The sequence below is a fragment of the Streptomyces sp. NPDC036813 genome (genome assembly GCF_055609245.1).
Window position 1 is genome coordinate 402,982 of record NZ_JBVJPV010000003.1, and the last position, 19,067, is coordinate 422,048.

The following is a 19,067-nucleotide window of genomic DNA, read 5'->3' on the forward strand; positions in this document are numbered from 1 at the left end:
GCATTTGAGCCCACGGCAGACGGCGCCGACCCGCACAGCAGACTAGTAGAAATCGGCCACCCTGTGCGGCTTAGAGCCCAGGATGCAGGGTTTTCCCTACCCTCTGGTGGATTCCCCCGCCACGCACGGTATGCGGGCGGCAACGCAGACGAGCCGGGCCCCCGCTGAACGCGGGGGCCCGGCTCGTTGCTGTCGGTGTGTCAGCCGTGCTTGGCGCGGCTCGCGGCGCGGGCGCGCTCGCGGGCGTCCAGGTTCACCTTGCGGATGCGGACGGCCTCCGGGGTCACCTCGACGCACTCGTCGTCGCGGCAGAACTCCAGGGACTGCTCCAGCGACAGCTTGCGCGGCGGGACGATCGCCTCGAACGAGTCAGCCGAGGAGGACCGCATGTTGGTGAGCTTCTTCTCCTTGGTGATGTTGACGTCCATGTCGTCGGCGCGGGAGTTCTCACCGACGATCATGCCCTCGTACACCTCGGTACCGGGCTCCACGAACAGCACGCCGCGCTCCTGCAGGTTCGTCATCGCGAAGGCGGTGACGGCACCGGAGCGGTCGGCGACCAGCGAGCCGTTGTTGCGGGTCGTCAGGTTGCCGAACCAGGGCTCGAAGCCCTCGTGGATGGAGTGGCCGATACCCGTGCCACGGGTCTGGGTCAGGAACTCGGTGCGGAAGCCGATGAGACCACGGGACGGCACCACGAACTCCATGCGGACCCAGCCGGAGCCGTGGTTGGACATGTTGTCCATCCGGCCCTTGCGGACGCCCATGAGCTGGGTGACGGCGCCCATGTGCTCCTCGGGCACGTCGATCGTCATGCGCTCGACCGGCTCGTAGGTCTTGCCGTCGACCTCCCTGGTGACGACCTGCGGCTTGCCGACGGTCAGCTCGTAGCCCTCGCGGCGCATCTGCTCGACCAGGATGGCGAGCGCCAGCTCACCACGGCCCTGGACCTCCCAGGCGTCCGGACGCTCGGTGTCCAGCACCCGCAGCGAGACGTTACCGATCAGCTCGCGGTCCAGGCGGTCCTTGACCTGGCGGGCGGTGACCTTGCGGTCCTTCACGGCCGCCTTGGCGTCGGCGCCCTTGCCGGTGCCGCCGCGGCCGACCAGCGGCGAGGTGTTCGTGCCGATCGTCATCGAGATCGCCGGCTCGTCGACCGTGATCAGCGGCAGCGCGACCGGGTTCTCCGGGTCGGCCAGGGTCTCGCCGATCATGATGTCCGGGATACCGGCGACGGCGCAGATGTCACCCGGGCCGGCCTTCTCGGCGGGCTTGCGGGTGAGCGCCTCGGTCATCATCAGCTCGCTGATGCGGACGTTGCTGATCGAGCCGTCGCGCTTGATCCAGGCGACCGTCTGACCCTTGCGCAGCTCGCCCTGCTCCACGCGGAGCAGCGCGATACGGCCGAGGAAGTTGTCGGCGTCGAGGTTGGTGACGTGGGCCTGGAGCGGCGCGTCCTCGTCGTACGACGGAGCCGGGATGTGTTCCAGGATGGTGGAGAAGAACGGCTCCAGGCTGTCGCTGTCGGCCGGGACCGTGCCGTTGTCCGGCTTGGTCAGCGACGCGATGCCGTCACGGCCGCAGGCGTAGACGATCGGGAACTCGATCTGCTCCTCGTCCGCGTCCAGGTCGAGGAAGAGGTCGTAGGTCTCGTTGACGACCTCGTCGATCCGGGAGTCCGGGCGGTCCGTCTTGTTGATGCACAGGATGACGGGCAGGCGCTGCTGGAGCGCCTTGCGCAGCACGAACCGGGTCTGCGGCAGCGGGCCCTCGGAGGCGTCCACCAGCAGCACGACACCGTCGACCATCGACAGACCGCGCTCGACCTCACCGCCGAAGTCGGCGTGGCCGGGGGTGTCGATGATGTTGATCGTGATCGGGTCCCCGCCGTCCTTCGGGTGGTACTTGACCGCCGTGTTCTTGGCGAGGATCGTGATGCCCTTCTCACGCTCCAGGTCGTTCGAGTCCATCATGCGGTCGTCGACGCCCTCGAGCTGGTGGGCGGCGAAGGCGCCGGCCTGCTTCAGCATGCCGTCGACGATGGTGGTCTTGCCGTGGTCGACGTGGGCGACGATGGCGACATTGCGGATGTCGTGGCGCGTGGCCATATTGCGGCGATCTCCCGGAGTGTGAGGACGGCCCTGCTGCGCGGGCCCTGCCGGGCTGAACATGCCACGGCCTCACCCCATGGTACGGGGCGCCCGCCGGGGTGGCTCGGCGGCCTCTATCACCCCAGGTCAGCGCTGCGCCAGGGGGCTCCGGGAAGCGGTTTCGGCCGGGGAGGGGGCGCAGGGCGCCTCCCGGGCGGCCCCCGGCCGAACCGTCCCCTACGACGACGGGCTCGCCGTGATCTTCTCACCCTTCTTCAGATAGCCCATGTCCTCGTACACCGGCGTCTGGAAACCGAAGGCTCCCGCGTTGGCGAGGGAGGTGCGGGTGGCCACCAGCTGCGGGCGCTGGAAGAGAGGAATCGATCCTGCAGCTGCCCAGATACGGGAGTCCGCCTTGCGGATCAGCGCCCGTTCCTCGTCCTGGTCCAGCGTCGCGATCGCCTGGTCGAAGAGCTGGTCGACCTGGTCCGTGCCGACCCGGGTGTAGTTCTGCTCCACGCTCAGCGAGCCGTCGGCGGCCGGTACCGGCTTCGCGTAGATCGGGCGGGCGTCCGTCGCCGGGAAGGCCGAGGCCGGCCAGGAGTACAGGGCCAGGTCGTACTGGCCGGCGGCGATGTGGTCCTTGAAGTAGCTGTCGTCCGACACCTTGGTGATGTCGGTCCGGATGCCGACCTTCGCGAGCATCCCGGAGATCCGGTCCGCGACCTGCCGCAGCGTCTGCGAGCCCGGTCCCGACGGCAGCACGAACCGGAGCGTCAGCGGCTTGCCGTCCTTCGCCAGCACCTGCGACCCCGCCCCGGCCGGCGCCGCCGTCCCCTTCGGCGCGTACGCCCCCGGCGCCCCGCCCTGCCGCAGCTGCCACTCGGCGTACTGGCGGCCGTCCTGCGCGAGGTGCCGCCCGCCGTCCTCGCCGTGCCCGGGCTGCCACCCCGCCTTGTCGTCCTGGCCGACGATGTACGTCCCGTCCTTGCCGCCCTCGGACGCGTCCCCGTCGGACTTGCCGCTCCCGGACTTGTCCGCGGCCGCCTTCTCCCTGTCCCCTTCCGCGCCGGCCGCCTTCTCCCCCTTCTTCTGCTCGTCCACCGGACCGCCCGGCACCCACCCCGCGTCGGCGAGCAGCGCCTGCGCCTCCGCGGTGTCCTGACCGCCGAGCGCCCCGCTGTTGTCGGCGTACGCCGGCTGCCCGGACAGCGCCAGATGGCTGCCCACCGGCACCGCCGGCAGCCCCAGCGGCTTCAGCACCAGCTTGGCCAGCTGCCCCCGGTCCAGCGCCCGCGCCACCGCCCGCCGTACCCGCTCGTCGGCCAGCGGCCCCTCGGAGCCGTTGAGCGCGAGCTGCGTGTACGCCGCCTCGAAGGACTTGCGCACCTCGAAGCCGCGCAGCTGCTCCTTCTCCTTCTGTTCCTGTGCGACCGCCTTGGTCAGCTTCTCCCAGGCCCGCAGCTCCTCGTCACCGGGCTCGGCGTCCGCGCCGTGCTGCGCCGCCCAGGTGCGCAGCGCCTTGACGGCCGTACGGCCGCCGGGCCCCTGCAGCGGGCCGGCCGCGCCCCCGGTGCTGCCGGTGACGCGCTGGGCGTCGGAGGGGTCGATCTCGGCCATGTCGATACTGCCCGCGGCCAGCGCCTGCGCCCGCTTGTCGCGCGGCACGGCCTGCAGCACGATCTCGGTCAGCTTGGCCGGATGCCCCCACCAGCGCGGATTGCGGGTGAGGACGACGTCCTTGGCCTTGGTGTCCACCGTCTGCACCTTGAACGGCCCGGCGCTGACCTTCAGCTTGCGCCGCGCCCCGTCGTTGAACGCGTCCGGCGTCCCCATGACGTCCTTCGGGTACAGCGGTGAGAACAGCGACTGCCAGTCGGCGTAGGGCTTGGCGAAGGTGACCTTGACCTCGAGGTCGTTCGCACCGCGCTCGATCTTCTCGATGCGGTCGTACCCGGCGTTGCGGGCGGTCCAGTACGCGGAGTCCTTGCCGGACAGGGCACGCCACTGCGCGGCGAAGTCGGCGGCGCCGATCTCCCGGCCGTCGCTCCACACGGCCTGCTGGTTCAGCTTGTACAGCACGACCTGCTTGGGCTCGGTCTCGACGACCTTCGCGGACTCGAGGTAGTCGGCGTTGCGCTGCGGCCGCCCCTGCGCGTCCAGCCGGTACATCGACGGCAGCACGGCCTGCGCGACGCGCGTGGTGGTGGCGTCGGCGTCGGACTGGAAGGTGTTCAGGGTCTCGGGTACGGCGTCCACGGCCCAGCGCAGCGTGCCGCCGTCGGCGATCTGGGCGCGGGCGGCCCGGGCGATGTCCTGCCCGGCGAGGGGCTTGCCGGCCTCGTCCTCGGAACTGCAGCCGGTGAGCACGGTCACCGCGAGCGCGCTCGCGGTGAGGAAGGCGACCGAGCGCATGACGGCGCGCGGTCCGACGACGTCGTGGGACATCTCTGGAGTACCTCCGGAAAGCCGCGGGCGTTATGATCACGTTTGGCGGTATATGGAGCTGATCACACGTATGCAGATTTGATGCAGCCACTGAAGAGGAAAGGATCCGGACACTGCGAGCGACACGACGGCGACGGTCCGTAAGGCCACCCGTGTGGCGCAACGCAACCCGCGATGCGCCCGCACTCCTCCGCCAATCGGTGCACGTCCCTTCACAGCGCGTGGTGTGACGCGCAACACTCACAGGCGCATGAACGTTGCCGCCCAGGGCCTGGAAGACCCCCCGGAAGCGAGGGCAAGTCATGTCCGTCCACGACGAACTCACATCCGTCCAGCGCAGCCTCGACGACCTCTACCGGTCGCTCGGGCGCCTGGAGAAGCAGCTCGGCAGCGGCAGCCTGGAGATGCGCCGGGCCCGGATGGACGCCGACCATCTGCGCGAGAGCGTCTCGCTGCTGCGCTCGGCGATCACCCCCGCCCAGGCCGCCCGGCCGGAGGTGGTCAGCATCCCCGACACCCCCTACGACGGGTCCCTGTGGACCGACTCCGACGACGAGGGCCTCGGCGCCCGCGACCGGCACGCCCCCTGACCGGACAGGAGCCGTAAACGGTGGCCACTGGTACGGAACCCCGTCCGGGCAGCAGCGGCGGCGGCGTCCGGTCGACGAGCCGCGCCGCGATCTCCGCCGCGCATCTGCGCACCGACCGCTGGTGGCTGGCCCCCGCCGCCACCGCGGCCGGTCTGCTCGCCTTCGTCGTCTACTCGACCTGGCGGGCCTTCGCAGGCGCCCACTACTACGCGGCGCCCTACGTCTCGCCGTTCTACTCGCCGTGCCTGGCGCAGAACTGCCGCACGATGCACGCCGGGCCCAACGCCGATCTCTTCGGCAGCTGGTGGGGCATCTCGCCGGCGATCATCATCCTGATCTTCCCGCTGGGTTTCCGGCTGACCTGCTACTACTACCGCAAGGCGTACTACCGCGGCTTCTGGGCGTCCCCGCCGGCCTGCGCGGTGCCCGAGCCGCACGCGAAGTACACCGGCGAGACCCGCTTCCCGCTCATCCTGCAGAACGTCCACCGCTACTTCTTCTACGCGGCGCTGCTGGTCGCGGGCGTGCTGACGTACGACACCGTGCTCGCCTTCCGCGACGAGCACTACCGCTGGGGACACATGGGTCTCGGCACCCTGGTGTTCCTCGCCAACATCGTGCTGATCTGGGCGTACACCCTGTCCTGCCACTCCTGCCGGCACATCGTCGGCGGAAAGCTCAAGCACTTCTCGAAGCATCCCGTGCGCTACGGCATGTGGCGGTTCGTCGGCCGGCTCAACGCCCGGCACATGCAGCTCGCCTGGGCGTCCCTGCTGAGCGTGGCCCTCGCCGACTTCTACGTGTACCTCCTCGCGTCCGGGGTCTTCGACGATCCGCGCTTCTTCTAGTGACTCAAGTCTTCCAGCGACTCAAGTGAGGACTGACCGATGTCCGTGGTCGACCGGCAGGAGTGGGACGTCGTCGTGGTCGGTGCCGGCGGCGCCGGGCTGCGGGCCGCGATCGAGGCGCGCGAGCGGGGCGCCCGTACGGCGGTGATCTGCAAGTCGCTCTTCGGCAAGGCGCACACCGTGATGGCGGAGGGCGGCATCGCCGCGGCGATGGCCAACGCCAACGAGCACGACAGCTGGCAGGTCCACTTCCGCGACACGATGCGCGGCGGGAAGTTCCTCAACCAGTGGCGCATGGCCGAGCTGCACGCCAGGGAGGCGCCGGACCGCGTCTGGGAGCTGGAGACGTGGGGAGCGCTGTTCGACCGGACGAAGGACGGCCGGATCTCGCAGCGCAACTTCGGCGGCCACGAGTACCCGCGTCTGGCGCACGTGGGCGACCGCACCGGTCTGGAGCTGATCCGCACCCTCCAGCAGAAGATCGTGGCGCTCCAGCAGCAGGACCACCGGGAGACCGGCGACTACGAGTCGCGGCTGAAGGTCTTCCAGGAGTGCACGGTCACGAGGGTCCTCAAGGACGGTGACCGGATCAGCGGCGTCTTCGGCTACGAACGCGAGAGCGGGCGCTTCTTCGTGCTGGAGGCTCCGGCCGTCGTGATCGCCACCGGCGGCATCGGCAAGTCGTTCAAGGTCACGTCGAACTCGTGGGAGTACACCGGCGACGGCCACGCCCTCGCCCTGCTCGCGGGCGCGCCTCTGCTGAACATGGAGTTCGTGCAGTTCCACCCGACCGGCATGGTCTGGCCGCCGTCGGTGAAGGGCATCCTCGTCACCGAGTCGGTGCGCGGCGACGGCGGGGTGCTGCGCAACTCCGAGGGCAACCGGTTCATGTTCGACTACATCCCGGACGTCTTCAAGGAGAAGTACGCCGAGACGGAGGAGGAGGCCGACCGCTGGTACGACGACCCGGACCACAACCGGCGCCCTCCCGAGCTGCTGCCCCGCGACGAGGTGGCCCGCGCGATCAACTCCGAGGTGAAGGCCGGCCGGGGCTCCCCGCACGGCGGGGTCTTCCTGGACGTGTCGACGCGGATGCCGGCGGAGGTCGTCAAGCGGCGGCTGCCGTCGATGTACCACCAGTTCAAGGAGCTGGCCGACGTCGACATCACCGCGGAGGCGATGGAGGTCGGCCCGACCTGTCACTACGTCATGGGCGGTATCGCCGTCGACTCCGACACGGCCGCCGCGCGCGGGGTGCCCGGGCTGTACGCGGCCGGTGAGGTGGCCGGCGGCATGCACGGCTCGAACCGGCTCGGCGGCAACTCCCTCTCCGACCTGCTGGTGTTCGGCCGCCGCGCGGGTCTGCACGCAGCCGAGTACGCGGGGGCGCTCACGTACGAGCGGCCGGCGGTCGACGACGCCCAGGTCAACACGGCGGCGGCGGAGGCGCTGCGGCCGTTCTCCGCGGAGACGGAGGGCGAGCAGGGGCCGCCGGAGAACCCCTACACCCTCCACCAGGAACTCCAGCAGACCATGAACGACCTGGTCGGCATCATCCGCCGCGAGGGCGAGATGGAACAGGCCCTGCGCAAGCTCGGCGAGCTGCGGGTGCGGGCCCGCCGGGCCGGGGTGGAGGGCCACCGGCAGTTCAACCCGGGCTGGCACCTCGCACTGGACCTGCGGAACATGCTGCTGGTCAGCGAGTGCGTGGCCCGGGCTGCGCTGGAGCGCACGGAGTCGCGCGGCGGCCACACCCGGGAGGACTTCCCGTCGATGGACCGCCCCTGGCGCCGGGTGAACCTGCTGTGCCGGCTCACCGATCCCACCGGCGGCCTCGCGGCGTCGGACCCCGCCCGCGGCCAGATCACCCTGGCCCGTGAGACCACCGACCCCATCCGCCCCGACCTGCTCGCCCTGTTCGAGAAGGAGGAGCTGGTCAAGTACCTCGCCGAAGAGGAGCTGTACGAATGAGCGGCTACCAGGCACGGTTCAAGGTGTGGCGGGGGGACGCGGAAGGCGGTGGCCTCAAGGACTTCACCGTCGAGGTCAACGAGGGCGAGGTCGTCCTCGACATCATCCACCGGCTCCAGGCCACGCAGGCGCCCGACCTCGCGGTGCGCTGGAACTGCAAGGCCGGCAAGTGCGGTTCGTGCTCGGCGGAGATCAACGGCCGGCCCCGGCTGATGTGCATGACCCGGATGTCGGTGTTCGGCCAGGAGGAGACGATCACCGTCACGCCCCTGCGTACCTTCCCGGTGATCCGGGACCTGGTGACGGACGTCGGCTTCAACTACGCCAAGGCCCGCGAGGTCCCGGCCTTCGTCCCGCCGCCCGGCCTGGGCCCCGGTGAGTACCGGATGATGCAGGAGGACGTGGACCGCTCGCAGGAGTTCCGCAAGTGCATCGAGTGCTTCCTGTGCCAGGACACCTGCCATGTCGTGCGCGACCACGAGGAGAACAAGACGGCGTTCGCCGGCCCGCGCTTCCTGATGCGCATCGCCGAACTCGACATGCACCCCCTGGACGCGGCCGCCGAGACCGGCCTGGACCGCAAACGCACGGCCCAGGACGAGCACGGCCTCGGCTACTGCAACATCACCAAGTGCTGCACGGAGGTCTGCCCCGAGGGCATCAAGATCACGGACAACGCCCTGATCCCGCTGAAGGAGCGGGCGGTGGACCGCAAGTACGACCCGCTGGTGTGGCTGGGGTCGAAGATCAGGAGGCGGACTCCGTAGCGGGTCCCGCGGAGGTACGGCCGGGGTGCTGGGCGCGGTGCTGGAGCAGGCCGCCGACGACGATCTGCGCGAACGCGGCCGCCGCCAGGGCGTCGCCCAGGCCGAGGGACACGTCGAAGAACTGCGTCGACAGGCCCGTCGCGATGCCGGCGGCGAAGACCAGTGCCCCGGTGCCCCACAGCGCCGGGCGGACGACCCTGCCCCGTGCCCAGGGCGCCACCCGTCCCGTCGTCAGCGTCACCGCACCGAGCGCGGCGAGCACCGCCGTGGCGCACAGGGCCGCCACCAGCGAGTAACCCATCTCCCCCACCCCTTCGTTCAGCGAACCCAGCCGGTACGGTACGCCTCCCAGTCCGCCTCCGTCGCCGCGAAGTCCACGTACAGGGCGACGCCGAACGCGGCACGGTCCGCGTCCGTGCGGGACAGGCCGAGCCGGACGCCGCGCACGGCCGCGGGGACCGTCTCCGCCGCGCCGCGGTGGCCGAAGCGGTTCTCGTGGTAGAAGGGCAGGCCCATCAGCAGGTCGGTGGAGGCCGGGGTGACCTCCAGGGCGAGGGCGGTCTGCTGGGCGACGTAACCGCCGTAGGTGCTCTGCCACTGCTGCATCGTGTCGTACGACATGACGGCGATCTGGTCGACGCGGCGCGCGACTCGGCCGAAGAACTCCTGCGACCAGTACTTGGGGTGGCCGGTGACCGCGCCGAAGACGGAGTGCAGCCCCGGCAGCGGGTCGATCTGGTGGGCGGCAACGGACAGCAGCGCCCCGCGCGCGGTCGTCTCGCGGTGCAGGGCGTCGAGGAGGCCGAGGTAGTCGCGGTCGCCGGAGTGCAGCGGCTCCAGGTCGAAGTGGGCGCCGTCGAAGCCCGCGTCGAGGATCGCGCGGGTGGAGCCGACGACCGCCGCCCGGGTCGCGGCCCGCTCCAGGCGCAGCCCCTCCGGCTCCTCCGTGGCCAGCACGTCACCGAGCCAGGCCTGCACCCGCACCCCCGGCGCCTCCCGGTGCACGGCCGCGACCAGCCACCGCGCCCTCGGGTACGCGGACGCGGGCAGCGTTCCGTCGTGCTCCAGCGGGCCGGCGTGCACATACAGGTCGCGGACACCGGTGCCGGAGAGCCGGCGGCCGAGGGCCGTGACGTCGGCGTCCTTCTTGCGGCCGTCGACCCAGGCGTGCCCGAGCCACAGGGCGTCCCGGTCGCGGGTACGGGTGCCGTCGGCGAGATCGCCGGTGTAGTTCACGCGCAGGGCGACCTGCGTGGCGAGCACCGGCAGCAGCAGGAGCAGCACGACGGCGAGGGCGATGCGCCGGGCCGGGCGCCACCGGCGTCGCGCGGGGCGGGGAGCGGCCGGCTCCGGCTCGCCGCCCTCCCGGGGCATCTCCTCCGGCTCCTCCGTGCGCTGCGGCTGTTCCATCGCCGTACCCCTCCCTCGTCCGTCCGCCCCACCGGACGCGCCCGGCTCGCCACCCGGCATACCGGGCCATACGCTCCGAAACGTGACGTCATCCTCGCCCAGGGGCCGCCCGCGGCACGCCACGTCGCACATATCCGTGCGGGTGGCGCACGCGCTGCTGGGCGGCGCGACGGGCGTGGTGTGGCTGCTGTTGCCGGGGATGACGACGGTCACCGAGCCGCCGGTTGCGATCACCCGCCCCGCACCGGCCGCGAGCACGGCGGCGGCGCAGCCGCGCGAGGACGAGACGTCCCCGACGGATCTCGTCCTTCCGGTGGCCGCCGTGGGGGCGGCCGCCCTGCTCGCCGGCTACGTCTACGTCCGCCGCACCCGGCGCTCCCGCCCTCCCGCGACGCCCGCGGCCCTCGCCCGGCCCACGCCCCCGGCCGCCTCCTCCGGCGTCCTGCCGCCCCACCCCTACACACCGACCCCCGGCGACCTCGACCGGCAGGCAAGGGCGGCGCTGGTCGAGGCCGACGACTGTGTGCGCACCAGCCGGGAGGAGCTGGACTTCGCGCGGGAGCTGTACGACGCACCGCGTCTGGAGCCGTTCACACGGGCGCTGCGCGAGGCGGAGGGCGAGCTGGCGGCGGCGTTCGCGCTGCGGCAGCGGGACGACGAGGGCCTGCCCCTGGAGGACGAACCGGCGCGGCGGCACACACTCGCCGGAATCGTCGGCCGGTGCGCGGAGGCGGGGCGCGTCCTGGACGCGACCGCGGCCGCCTTCGACGAACTGCGCACGGTGGACACCGGCCGGGGCAACGCGCTCGCGGTCGCGGAGGCCCGTTTCCGGACCCTGGCCGCCCGGACGGGGCAGGCACAGGCCACGCTCACCGACCTGCACGGGACGTTCGCGGCCGGCGCGCTCGAGGCGGTCACCGGCTATGTCGAGCTGGCCAAGGACCGCCTCGTGACGGCCACCACCCGGCTCAACGAGGCCCGGCAGGCCGCCGACCGTGGCGAGAGCGACCGCGCGGCTGCGCGGCTGCGCTCCGGTGAGGGGGCCGTGGCGCAGGCGGAGGTCTTCGTCACCGCGGTGGACCGGCTGGCCCGTGAGCTGACGGCGGCCCGGCAGATGCTCCCGGCGGCCCTGACCGGCGCGGAGGCGGAACTGGCGGCGGCTCGCCGCACCACCCCGGCGGATGTGCCGCCCGGGGAGCTGCGCTCCCGCATCGCGCACGCGGACGCCGTGCTGGCCTCCGTGCGCATGGAGCTGACCGGTGGACGGCCCTACGACCCGTCGGCGGAGCTGCGGCGGATCGTGCGGGCGCTGGCTCCGGTGGCCACCGGCCGGGCAGGGGTGCTGAGGGCCGCCGCACGGCTGACGGCGAGCAGCGCGGTGGCCGCTGCGGACGGTTTCGTCGCCGCCCACCGGAGCGTGGTGGGCGCCGAGGCGCGCACCCGGCTGGCGGCGGCGACACGAGCCCTGGCATCGGACACCCTGCCCGATCTGGTGGCCGCCGGCACGCTGGCGGCCGCGGCCCGCGACCACGCCGAACAGGACGTCCGCGTGCACGGCCCGCCGCCGGAACCGGAACCCCTGGCCTACGGCGGGCCCGCGACGCGACGCCGCCTCGAGGGCGCCGGCTAGCGTCGCTGCGGGCCGAAGGCCCGGCCTCAGAACAGGCTGAGCAAGGCCTCCGCGGGATCCACCGGGCCCGACTCGCCGTCCGGGAGAGCCAGTTCGAACCAGACCGTCTTGCCGCGCGGGGTGCGGCGCGAGCCCCACGACGCGGAGAGCAGACCGACGAGTTGCAGGCCGCGGCCACCCTCGTCGGTGTCGCGGGCGCGGCGGCGGCGCGGCTGGACCAGGCCGGAGTCCCAGACCTCGCAGACCAGGGTGCGGTCCAGCAGCAGCCGGAGCCGGATCTCGCCCTCGCCGTATCTCAGCGCGTTGGTGACCAGCTCGCTGACCAGCAGTTCGGTGGTGTCGACCAGCGGCTCCAGGTCCCAGGCGAGCAGCTGGGAGCGCGCGTACTCGCGGGCCCGGCCCACGCTGCGCGGCTCGCGCGGCAGGGTCCAGTCGCCGACGGACTCGGCGGGCAGGCCCTGGACGCGGGCCATCAGCAGGGCGATGTCGTCCTCGCCGTGATGGGTGTCGAGGGTGTTGAGGACCTGGTCGCAGACGTCCTCCAGGGGCCGCGCCGGGTCGGTCAGCGCGCCGACGAACGCCTGCAGGCCCTCGTCCAGGGGGTGGTCACGGGACTCGACGAGCCCGTCGGTGTACAGCGCGAGCAGCGCGCCCTCGGGCAGCTCGACCTCGACCTCCTCGAACGGCTCCCCTCCGACGCCGAGCGGCATCCCGGGCGGCACGTCGAGCATCAGCGCCGGCTCGCCGGGTTCGACCAGCACCGGCGGCAGATGCCCGGCGTTGGCGAAGGTGCAGCGGCGGGTGACGGAGTCGTAGACGGCGTACACGCAGGTCGCGAGGTACACCTCGGACAGATCCGCCTCGCGCGGGCGCCGGGCGGCCCGGGTGGCCTGCTGGACGCCGCCGGGGGTGCCGAGGCCACGGGCGATCTCGTCCAACGCGGAGAGGACCTCTGCGGGTTCGAGGTCGAGCAGGGCCAGCGTGCGCACGGCGGTGCGGAGTTCACCCATGGCGACGGCGGCGCGCAGCCCGCGCCCCATCACGTCGCCGACCACCAACGCCGTGCGGTGGCCGGGCAGTTCGATGACGTCGAACCAGTCGCCGCCGACCTCGCTGGGCCGCCCGGTGGAGGCGTTGCCGGGCAGATAGCGGCAGGCGATGTCCAGCCCTGAGGCCACCGGGTCGCCGGGCGGCAGCAGGGACCGTTGCAGTATCAACGCCCGCTCGTGCTCACGCCGGTACAGGCGGGCGTTGTCGATACAGACCGCCGCCCGCGCCGCCAGTTCCACGGCGAGATCCCGGTCCCGGTCCCCGAACGGCTCACTGCCCTTGGTCCGCGCGAACAGCGCGAGTCCTACGACGGTGTCGTGGGCGACCATCGGCACGGCGAGCACGGACTGCACCAGGCCGCCCTCCTCGCCCGGCACCCGCTGCGGGCGGGCGGTGCGCAGGGCTTCCGCGCAGGCCGAGTTGAACGGGTAGTGGTGGACCGCGCCGACCGCGACGCTCTCGCCGGAGCCGTCCAGGAACGGTGTGTCGGCGACGGCGCTGGCGTAGGCGACGCGGCGCATCTCCGCGCTGCCGTCGGCGAGGCCGGGCGGGGTCTCGTCGCCGGCCAGCAGGCCCTGGTAGAGGTCGACGGTGGCGAGGTCGCAGAAGCCGGGGACGACGACGTCGAGGAGTTCGCGGGCGGTGGTCTCCAGGTCCAGGGAGTTGCCGATGCGGGCGCCCGCCTCGTTGAGGAGGGCGAGGTTGCGCCGCGCGGCGGCGGCCTCGCGGGCGGCGGCGCGGCGGGCGGTGATGTCGGTGCCCAGCCAGGCGACGCCGATGGGCCGGCCGGAACCGCTGTGCACGCGATAGAGGTTGACGGACCAGTGGCGGCGCTCGTCGGATCCTGGCACATAGCCGGTGACGTGCATGTCCGTGATGGAGTCGCCGGTCTGCAGGACCCGGCGCAGCGTCGCGGTGACCCGCTCCGCCTCCGGCCGGGGCAGATAGTCGTGCACCCCCTTGCCGCGATGGTCGTCGGGGGTGCCGCCGAAGATGGACGCGAACCGCTGATTGGCGCGGCGCACCTTCAGCTCGGTGTCGATGAGCAGAAAGCCGAACGGAGATTGGCCGAATATGGCCTGCGAGGCGGCGAGGTCGGTCTCGATGCTGCGCAGGGTGCGCACGTCCACGACGATGCAGACGGCGGCCTTCTCCCCTTCCTTGGTGCGCGTCGGCATGACGTACACCTCGGCGAGCCCGTCGGCTCCGCGTCCGCCGTCCCCGGTGCGCGGTGAGCCGCCGTCGGCGCGGTCACCGGTACGGGGCACGTCGTCCTCGGTGCGGGGCACGTCGTCCTCGGTGCGGGGCACGCGGAAGGGGACCACGCCGGTCCACTCGCGGCCGTCGAGGATCTCGGCCATCTTGCGCTGGCCCCGGTCGCGCAGGTCGGGGTCGACGAACGCCTCGATGGGGTCCATGCCGACGGCGCGCTCGGCGGGGATGCCGAAGATCTGCTCGGCGCGCAAACTCCACTGGTCGACGAGGCCGTCGGCGCCGATGGAGAAGGAAGCGACCTTGATGTAGTCGTAGATCGAGCCGGGCGGGCTGCTCTGCCACAGCGTGTCACCGGTCCGCTCCGTATCGGAGGCGAGCGCGCCCGCGGCTGTCGCCCTCGCGCCGTCCGACGGGTCCTCGGACTCCGTGGCCTTCGCTGGTATCTCGCTCACGCGAACCGTCCCCTCCAGCTCACCGCGCCCGGCATCGGTCACCGGCAGCGGCTGCCCGCAGTATCCAGCACTACGGCGCCGCACGACACGGTGTTCACGATCACAGCACGGTCCAGGTCCTTTTTGGTCCGTCCTGCGACAACACTTCCAGTCTTCTAACCGGGCGGCAGGTCATCGAATCCCGCAGTCGGGCATCGGTCGCGGCCAGTACGGCCCCGGTGTCGGCCGCACCGGTCCGGGACCCGTCGTGCGACCGCCGGGCGTTCACCCGGGGAGCGCGAGTTCGAACCACACCGTCTTGCCGCCCTCGCCGGGCCGGGTGCCCCAGCGACGGGAGGCCGATGCGACCAGTTGCAGCCCGCGGCCGCTCTCGTCGTCGGGGTGGGGGGTGCGCTCGCGGGGCGGGTCGGGCAGCGGGTCGGAGACTTCGGCCCGCAGCACACCCTGGCCGTCGCGCCCGGTGAGCCGCACCAGGCGGACACCGATCGGGCCGGTGGCGTGCCGGAGGGCGTTGGTGACGAGTTCGCTGACCAGCAGGGCCGCGGTGTCGCCGAGGCTGTCCAGCTCCCAGGTGTGCAGCCTCGCGCGCACCACGGAGCGGGCGGCGCGCACGGCACCCGGCTCAGCGGGGAACGTCCACTCGGCGCAGTCGCCTTCGGTGTCGATCACGCCGATCACTTCCCAGGCCAGCGGGTCTCCCACCCTGTCCGGTTTCGTGGGGTTAATGGGCACATACCCGATATCAGGCAGCCGGTACCGCCCGCGCAGGCGCACTGTGGCACAAACGGCGTAAGAGGCGCTCGGGGGGGGCACCGGGGTGCGCCCAGGAGGGTGCGCGGGTGGGGCGTCGACGGGAGCGCCCCGGCCGGGGGGCGTCGGTGGTCGTGCACGGCGAAGCGCATCGGCCGGGGTAGCCGGTGGGGGCGCGCCGGTGGGGGTGTGACTGCCGTCAGTGCACTTCTGAGTCCAGGGCGGACAGTGTCGCCCGCACCGCCGGGACGTCCTGGTCCAGCCAGTCGACGTCCCAGATCTCGCCCGGCCCGAGCCAACGCAGCGCGTCGTGGTCCTGAAGCGGGTGCGGCGCGGGCGAACCGGGCAGCAGACGGGCCGTCCACACCCGCAGCACGTACGGCTCCCTGAGCGGCCACTCCCCCGGCACGCGACTGACCGTCTCCACGTCGACGCCCAGTTCCTCGCGCAGTTCACGCACCAGCGCCGCCTCGGGCGCCTCGCCCTTTTCCACCTTGCCGCCGGGCAGCTCCCAGCGGCCCGCCAGCTCAGGGGGCGCACTACGGCGCGCGGCGAGCAGCCGGCCGCCGTCGAGCAGGGCCGCGCCGACGACCACGATCCGTTCCGTCATGCGCCGGAGCCTATGCCAGGGCGCCCGAGGCCGGTTGCGGGGCGCCGTCCACACCGGGGGCGGTTCCGCGCGCCGTTCGCGCCGGGCTCAGTTCCGGGTGCCGTCGGCGCTCTGGGCGTGCTGACCGATCCGCTCGACCCAGTAGAGCTGCTTGTGGCCGCTGGCGTCGAGGCCGTCGGCGATCCTCTGGGCCTCCGCCCGGGTCGCGTACCGGCCCACGCGGTAGCGGTTGCCGTTGTCGTCCTGCCGTATGACGAGCCAGGGAAGGGAGATCGTACTCTCGTTCATCGCGCCCCACCGCTCCTTCCCACCCCGGCTCGTCCGCACCCCGTTCGCGGCGCGAACCGGGCCCCGCCCGATAAGGAAACCGCAATCCGCATATGCCCGAGCCTACGCCCAACCTTTACGCAGCGAACACGGGTTTTCACGAAGAGGTAGGCAACCGGCCAGTACGGAAGGGGCGCACGAGGACGAATGCGCCGTGCGCACAGCACGACGCGCCCGCTCGACGCGTTGCCGGGCGTGCCGTAGCACAAGGTGGACGACCTGCGAAGACGACCGAAACGCTACGGCGCGCGCCGACACCGGCGGCAGCACGCCGACCGCGCAGACCGGGCCCCGGCGGGACAGCCGGGGCGCATACGCAAGGGTGTGCGCTACCTCACCGGCAGGTGGTACGCGACCCGGTAGCGGTCGGCCGGGATGACGACGTCGGCGGTCTCCACCGGGCGTCCTGAGGCGTAGTAGGTGCGCTGCACGACCAGGACGACATGGCCGGGCACGCCGCCGAGCGCCTGCAGTTCCTCGGCGAGGCCGGGGCGGGCGCCGACCTCCTCGGTGACGTTGTCCACGATGACGTCGATGGCCCGCATCCGCTCCACCACCCCCATCCCGCCGAGCGGCCCTTCCTCGGGCAGCATCACGGGCGTGCGGCCGGTGACGGCGAGCGGCTCCCATGAGGTCGACAGCATCATCGGCTCGCCGGACTCGCGGAACAGGTACCGCGTGCGCATCACACGGTCCCCCGGCTCGATGTCCAGCCGCGCGGCCACGGCCCGGCTCGCCTCCGTCTGCTCGCTGCTGGACTCCCAGGTGCCGCGCGCCTCGGCGTCCGACTGCTCCTGCCGGAACGGGGTCGCGCCCCTTTCGGGCCGGAAGCCGGAGCGCGCGATACGGCGCGGCACCGGCCTCTCGCGCACATACGTCCCGGAGCCGGAGCGGCCTTCGACCAGCCCCTCGGCCATCAGGACCTTGCGGGCCTCCAGCGCGACCGTGTCGGAGACGCCGTACTCCTCGCGGATGCGGGCCTGGGAGGGCAGCCGGGTGTGCGGTGGCAGCGAGCCGTCGACGATCTTCTTGCGGAGATCACCCGCGACGCGCAGGTACGCCGGCTGCTCACCGAATGTCACTGGCCGCTCCCATCAGCTTGTACAGACAGCAACAGCGTGGCAACCGTGGGTTGGGCCGTGCAAGCAAAGGCCAGAGAATCACTCGAAGTGATGAAAAGGCGGCGTGATGAGGCGTCGGGCAGGGCCCAGCGCAAGGCCTTACTCAGGCATCACGCAGGCGCTTTCTCCCCGCTCCGGCCGGGATCACACATCGAGTCCGCCACCGCCCCCCGCGCCGCCGGTCCCGCCGGAGTCGCCCGTCCCGCCGGAGTCGCCGTACCCGTCCGAGGGCGGCGTCGTGGCGAGCCTCAGGGCCTTGCGGACGGCCACCGCCGGGGCGCCGTCCACGGCCTTGAAGCCCGCGGCGTAGCACGTGTCGAAGGTGTCCGGGTTCTCGGCGCTCTCGGCCTTCGCCCACTGTCCGCGGGCCGTCCGGAGCTCCGCGACGTAGGCGGCGACCTGCTGCCGGTGGCCGGCCGTCCAGGCGTGGGACTCCAGCTGGGAGATCTGCGCCGCCAGCGCGCTCTTCATCTCGCCGGCCCAAGCCTTGTTGCCCTGGAGGTCGTCCTCGGCCAGGTCCTCGGGCTCGTCGGACAGCGCTCTGTCGGCCTCCTGGGCGGCCGTCAGGAAGGCGACCTGGTCCGCGTCGAGGGTGGTCGCGTCGGCCCGCAGCGAGCCGGTGAGCGTGCCGCGCTCGTCCGTGTTGCCGAAGACGCAGGCCACCTCGCGGTCGCCGAGCGCCCAACTGTCCTTGCTGGGGCTGAAGTAGTAGACGTCCACGTCGTCGGGCCACGCCCAGCTGTCCATGGCGTAGGCCTGCGCGAGCGGGTAGCAGCGGCCCTCCGCCGCGGTGTCGACGGCGCGCTCGCCCGGGTAGCCGGAGCCGGCCGGGAGGTTGAAGGTGCCGAACACCTCGCCGTCGTGGCGACCCGCGCAGGGCACCTCGTCGACGTCGTAGGTGGCGCCGCCCAGCGCGCCGGGCTCGTCGAAGCACTGGCCCTTGTGCAGCGAGAAGGTCGCGTTGTCGCGGGCGCCGTCCTTCATGCCCTGCCAGAACTCGCCGACGCCGCCGGTGGCGAGGACCAGTACCCACAGGGCGAGCCCGATCGTCGACAGCGCCGCGCCGCCGATCGCCAGGCCCTTGCCCCGCTCGCCCCGCTTGCGGATCTGCACCAGCGCGACGACGCCCAGGACGAGACCGACCGCGGGCAGGAAGCACAGCGCGCCGAGCACGAGGGCGGCGATGGCTACGCCGTTGACCGGAGCGGGGCGGTTGAACGGGGTGTAACCCTGGCCCCAGGGCTGGTACGGGTAGCCGGCCGGTGCGGGGTATGGACCCTGCTGCGGGTAGCCGGCCGGTGTCGAGTACGGGTCCTGCTGCGGGTAACCGCCCGGTGCCGGATACGGCCCCGGGTTGGACGGGGGTTGCTGTGGGCCGGGGGGCGGGGGCGGTATGGACACGGGTGCCGTGCTCCTGCTGTGACGGTGCGAGCGGGTGTGAGACGGATATTGGCATGTGGCGGTGTCGGGTGGGGCGGGGGGTGCGGGTGCCTGCGGCGCGCGGTGCGTTGTGCCTGCGGCGCGCGGTGCGTTGTTGTCCGCGGGTGCGTTGTGGCTGGTCGCCGTTGCCTGCGGCGGCCTGTGCGGGTGCGTTGTGGCTTGTCGCCGTTGCCTGCGGCGGCCTGTGCGGGTGCGTTGTGGCTTGTCGCCGTTGCCTGCGGCGGCCTGTGCGGGTGCGTTGTGGCTGGTCGCGCCGTTCCCCGCGCCCCTTTGGTGCCTGCGATGGCCCGTTGCGGTGCGTGGTCGGTTGCGGTCGCGCCTGCGGTTCGTTGTGGGGCGGGGCCGCGG

General features: G+C 72.4%; 15 protein-coding genes. 5 read left to right on the plus strand and 10 right to left on the minus strand.

The window, feature by feature from the left end:
• Window positions 1-200: 200 nt before the first annotated feature.
• On the minus strand, window positions 201-2,108 hold the full coding sequence (typA, locus tag ACZ67Q_RS09395; RefSeq protein ID WP_471178560.1) for a translational GTPase TypA: 1,908 nt from the start codon (window positions 2,106-2,108) through the stop codon (window positions 201-203).
• Window positions 2,109-2,327: 219 nt separating this feature from the next.
• Window positions 2,328-4,538 carry an ABC transporter family substrate-binding protein gene (locus ACZ67Q_RS09400; RefSeq protein ID WP_471178563.1) on the minus strand — a complete coding sequence of 737 codons (2,211 nt, stop codon included), beginning with the start codon at window positions 4,536-4,538 and terminating at the stop codon, window positions 2,328-2,330.
• 302 nt (window positions 4,539-4,840) lie between these two features.
• On the opposite strand from ACZ67Q_RS09400, the gene ACZ67Q_RS09405 reads away from it, so the two are divergent.
• Genes ACZ67Q_RS09405 through ACZ67Q_RS09420 form a run of 4 tightly spaced genes read left to right on the plus strand, consistent with a single transcriptional unit; the run spans window position 4,841 to window position 8,714 of the window.
• Complete coding sequence (locus ACZ67Q_RS09405) at window positions 4,841-5,128, plus strand: hypothetical protein (protein ID WP_361638886.1); 288 nt, start codon at window positions 4,841-4,843, stop codon at window positions 5,126-5,128.
• Between the two features lie 20 nt (window positions 5,129-5,148).
• The gene (locus ACZ67Q_RS09410) at window positions 5,149-5,976 is read left to right on the plus strand and encodes a hypothetical protein (protein ID WP_471178566.1); all 828 of its coding nucleotides are present in this window, start codon (window positions 5,149-5,151) and stop codon (window positions 5,974-5,976) included.
• Window positions 5,977-6,015: 39 nt separating this feature from the next.
• Window positions 6,016-7,947 carry a fumarate reductase/succinate dehydrogenase flavoprotein subunit gene (locus ACZ67Q_RS09415; RefSeq protein ID WP_471178569.1) on the plus strand — a complete coding sequence of 644 codons (1,932 nt, stop codon included), beginning with the start codon at window positions 6,016-6,018 and terminating at the stop codon, window positions 7,945-7,947.
• Entirely contained in the window at window positions 7,944-8,714 is a 771-nt protein-coding gene (locus ACZ67Q_RS09420; RefSeq protein ID WP_471178572.1) for a succinate dehydrogenase/fumarate reductase iron-sulfur subunit, read from the plus strand. The genes ACZ67Q_RS09415 and ACZ67Q_RS09420 overlap by 4 nt, the downstream gene beginning before the upstream one ends.
• Here the strand turns inward: ACZ67Q_RS09420 and ACZ67Q_RS09425 are convergent.
• Both ACZ67Q_RS09425 and ACZ67Q_RS09430 read right to left on the minus strand, forming a co-directional pair.
• Complete coding sequence (locus ACZ67Q_RS09425; RefSeq protein WP_471178574.1) at window positions 8,695-9,015, minus strand: hypothetical protein; 321 nt, start codon at window positions 9,013-9,015, stop codon at window positions 8,695-8,697. The genes ACZ67Q_RS09420 and ACZ67Q_RS09425 overlap by 20 nt on opposite strands.
• A 17-nt stretch (window positions 9,016-9,032) precedes the next feature.
• On the minus strand, window positions 9,033-10,088 hold the full coding sequence (locus ACZ67Q_RS09430) for a glycoside hydrolase family 18 protein (protein WP_471178960.1): 1,056 nt from the start codon (window positions 10,086-10,088) through the stop codon (window positions 9,033-9,035).
• Between the two features lie 118 nt (window positions 10,089-10,206).
• On the opposite strand from ACZ67Q_RS09430, the gene ACZ67Q_RS09435 reads away from it, so the two are divergent.
• Entirely contained in the window at window positions 10,207-11,754 is a 1,548-nt protein-coding gene (locus tag ACZ67Q_RS09435; RefSeq protein ID WP_471178577.1) for a hypothetical protein, read from the plus strand.
• Window positions 11,755-11,780: 26 nt separating this feature from the next.
• Here the strand turns inward: ACZ67Q_RS09435 and ACZ67Q_RS09440 are convergent, their stop codons facing one another.
• The 6 genes from ACZ67Q_RS09440 to ACZ67Q_RS09465 form a co-directional block, all read right to left on the minus strand.
• Window positions 11,781-14,471 (minus strand): SpoIIE family protein phosphatase, encoded by a 2,691-nt coding sequence (locus ACZ67Q_RS09440; protein WP_471178579.1) that lies wholly within the window; start codon window positions 14,469-14,471, stop codon window positions 11,781-11,783.
• A gap of 264 nt (window positions 14,472-14,735) precedes the next feature.
• Entirely contained in the window at window positions 14,736-15,203 is a 468-nt protein-coding gene (locus ACZ67Q_RS09445) for an ATP-binding protein (RefSeq protein WP_471178582.1), read from the minus strand.
• 217 nt (window positions 15,204-15,420) lie between these two features.
• Window positions 15,421-15,831: a (deoxy)nucleoside triphosphate pyrophosphohydrolase gene (locus ACZ67Q_RS09450; RefSeq protein ID WP_471178585.1), complete on the minus strand. Its 411-nt coding sequence runs from the start codon at window positions 15,829-15,831 to the stop codon at window positions 15,421-15,423.
• Window positions 15,832-15,918: 87 nt separating this feature from the next.
• Window positions 15,919-16,119 (minus strand): SPOR domain-containing protein, encoded by a 201-nt coding sequence (locus ACZ67Q_RS09455; RefSeq protein ID WP_361638904.1) that lies wholly within the window; start codon window positions 16,117-16,119, stop codon window positions 15,919-15,921.
• Window positions 16,120-16,487: 368 nt separating this feature from the next.
• Entirely contained in the window at window positions 16,488-17,240 is a 753-nt protein-coding gene (locus ACZ67Q_RS09460; RefSeq protein WP_471178589.1) for a GntR family transcriptional regulator, read from the minus strand.
• Between the two features lie 183 nt (window positions 17,241-17,423).
• A complete protein-coding gene (locus tag ACZ67Q_RS09465; RefSeq protein ID WP_471178591.1) occupies window positions 17,424-18,680 on the minus strand; it encodes a DUF4190 domain-containing protein in 1,257 nt (418 codons plus the stop codon).
• Window positions 18,681-19,067: the final 387 nt, after the last annotated feature.

Bases quoted from the DNA above. Each gene is read 5' to 3' on its own strand.
- typA (WP_471178560.1), bottom strand. From the start codon at position 2,108: ATGGCCACGCGCCACGACATCCGCAATGTCGCCATCGTCGCCCACGTC.
- ACZ67Q_RS09400 (WP_471178563.1), bottom strand. From the start codon at position 4,538: ATGTCCCACGACGTCGTCGGACCGCGCGCCGTCATGCGCTCGGTCGCC.
- ACZ67Q_RS09405 (WP_361638886.1), top strand. From the start codon at position 4,841: ATGTCCGTCCACGACGAACTCACATCCGTCCAGCGCAGCCTCGACGAC.
- ACZ67Q_RS09415 (WP_471178569.1), top strand. From the start codon at position 6,016: ATGTCCGTGGTCGACCGGCAGGAGTGGGACGTCGTCGTGGTCGGTGCC.
- ACZ67Q_RS09420 (WP_471178572.1), top strand. From the start codon at position 7,944: ATGAGCGGCTACCAGGCACGGTTCAAGGTGTGGCGGGGGGACGCGGAA.
- ACZ67Q_RS09425 (WP_471178574.1), bottom strand. From the start codon at position 9,015: ATGGGTTACTCGCTGGTGGCGGCCCTGTGCGCCACGGCGGTGCTCGCC.
- ACZ67Q_RS09430 (WP_471178960.1), bottom strand. From the start codon at position 10,088: ATGCCCCGGGAGGGCGGCGAGCCGGAGCCGGCCGCTCCCCGCCCCGCG.
- ACZ67Q_RS09450 (WP_471178585.1), bottom strand. From the start codon at position 15,831: ATGACGGAACGGATCGTGGTCGTCGGCGCGGCCCTGCTCGACGGCGGC.
- ACZ67Q_RS09455 (WP_361638904.1), bottom strand. From the start codon at position 16,119: ATGAACGAGAGTACGATCTCCCTTCCCTGGCTCGTCATACGGCAGGAC.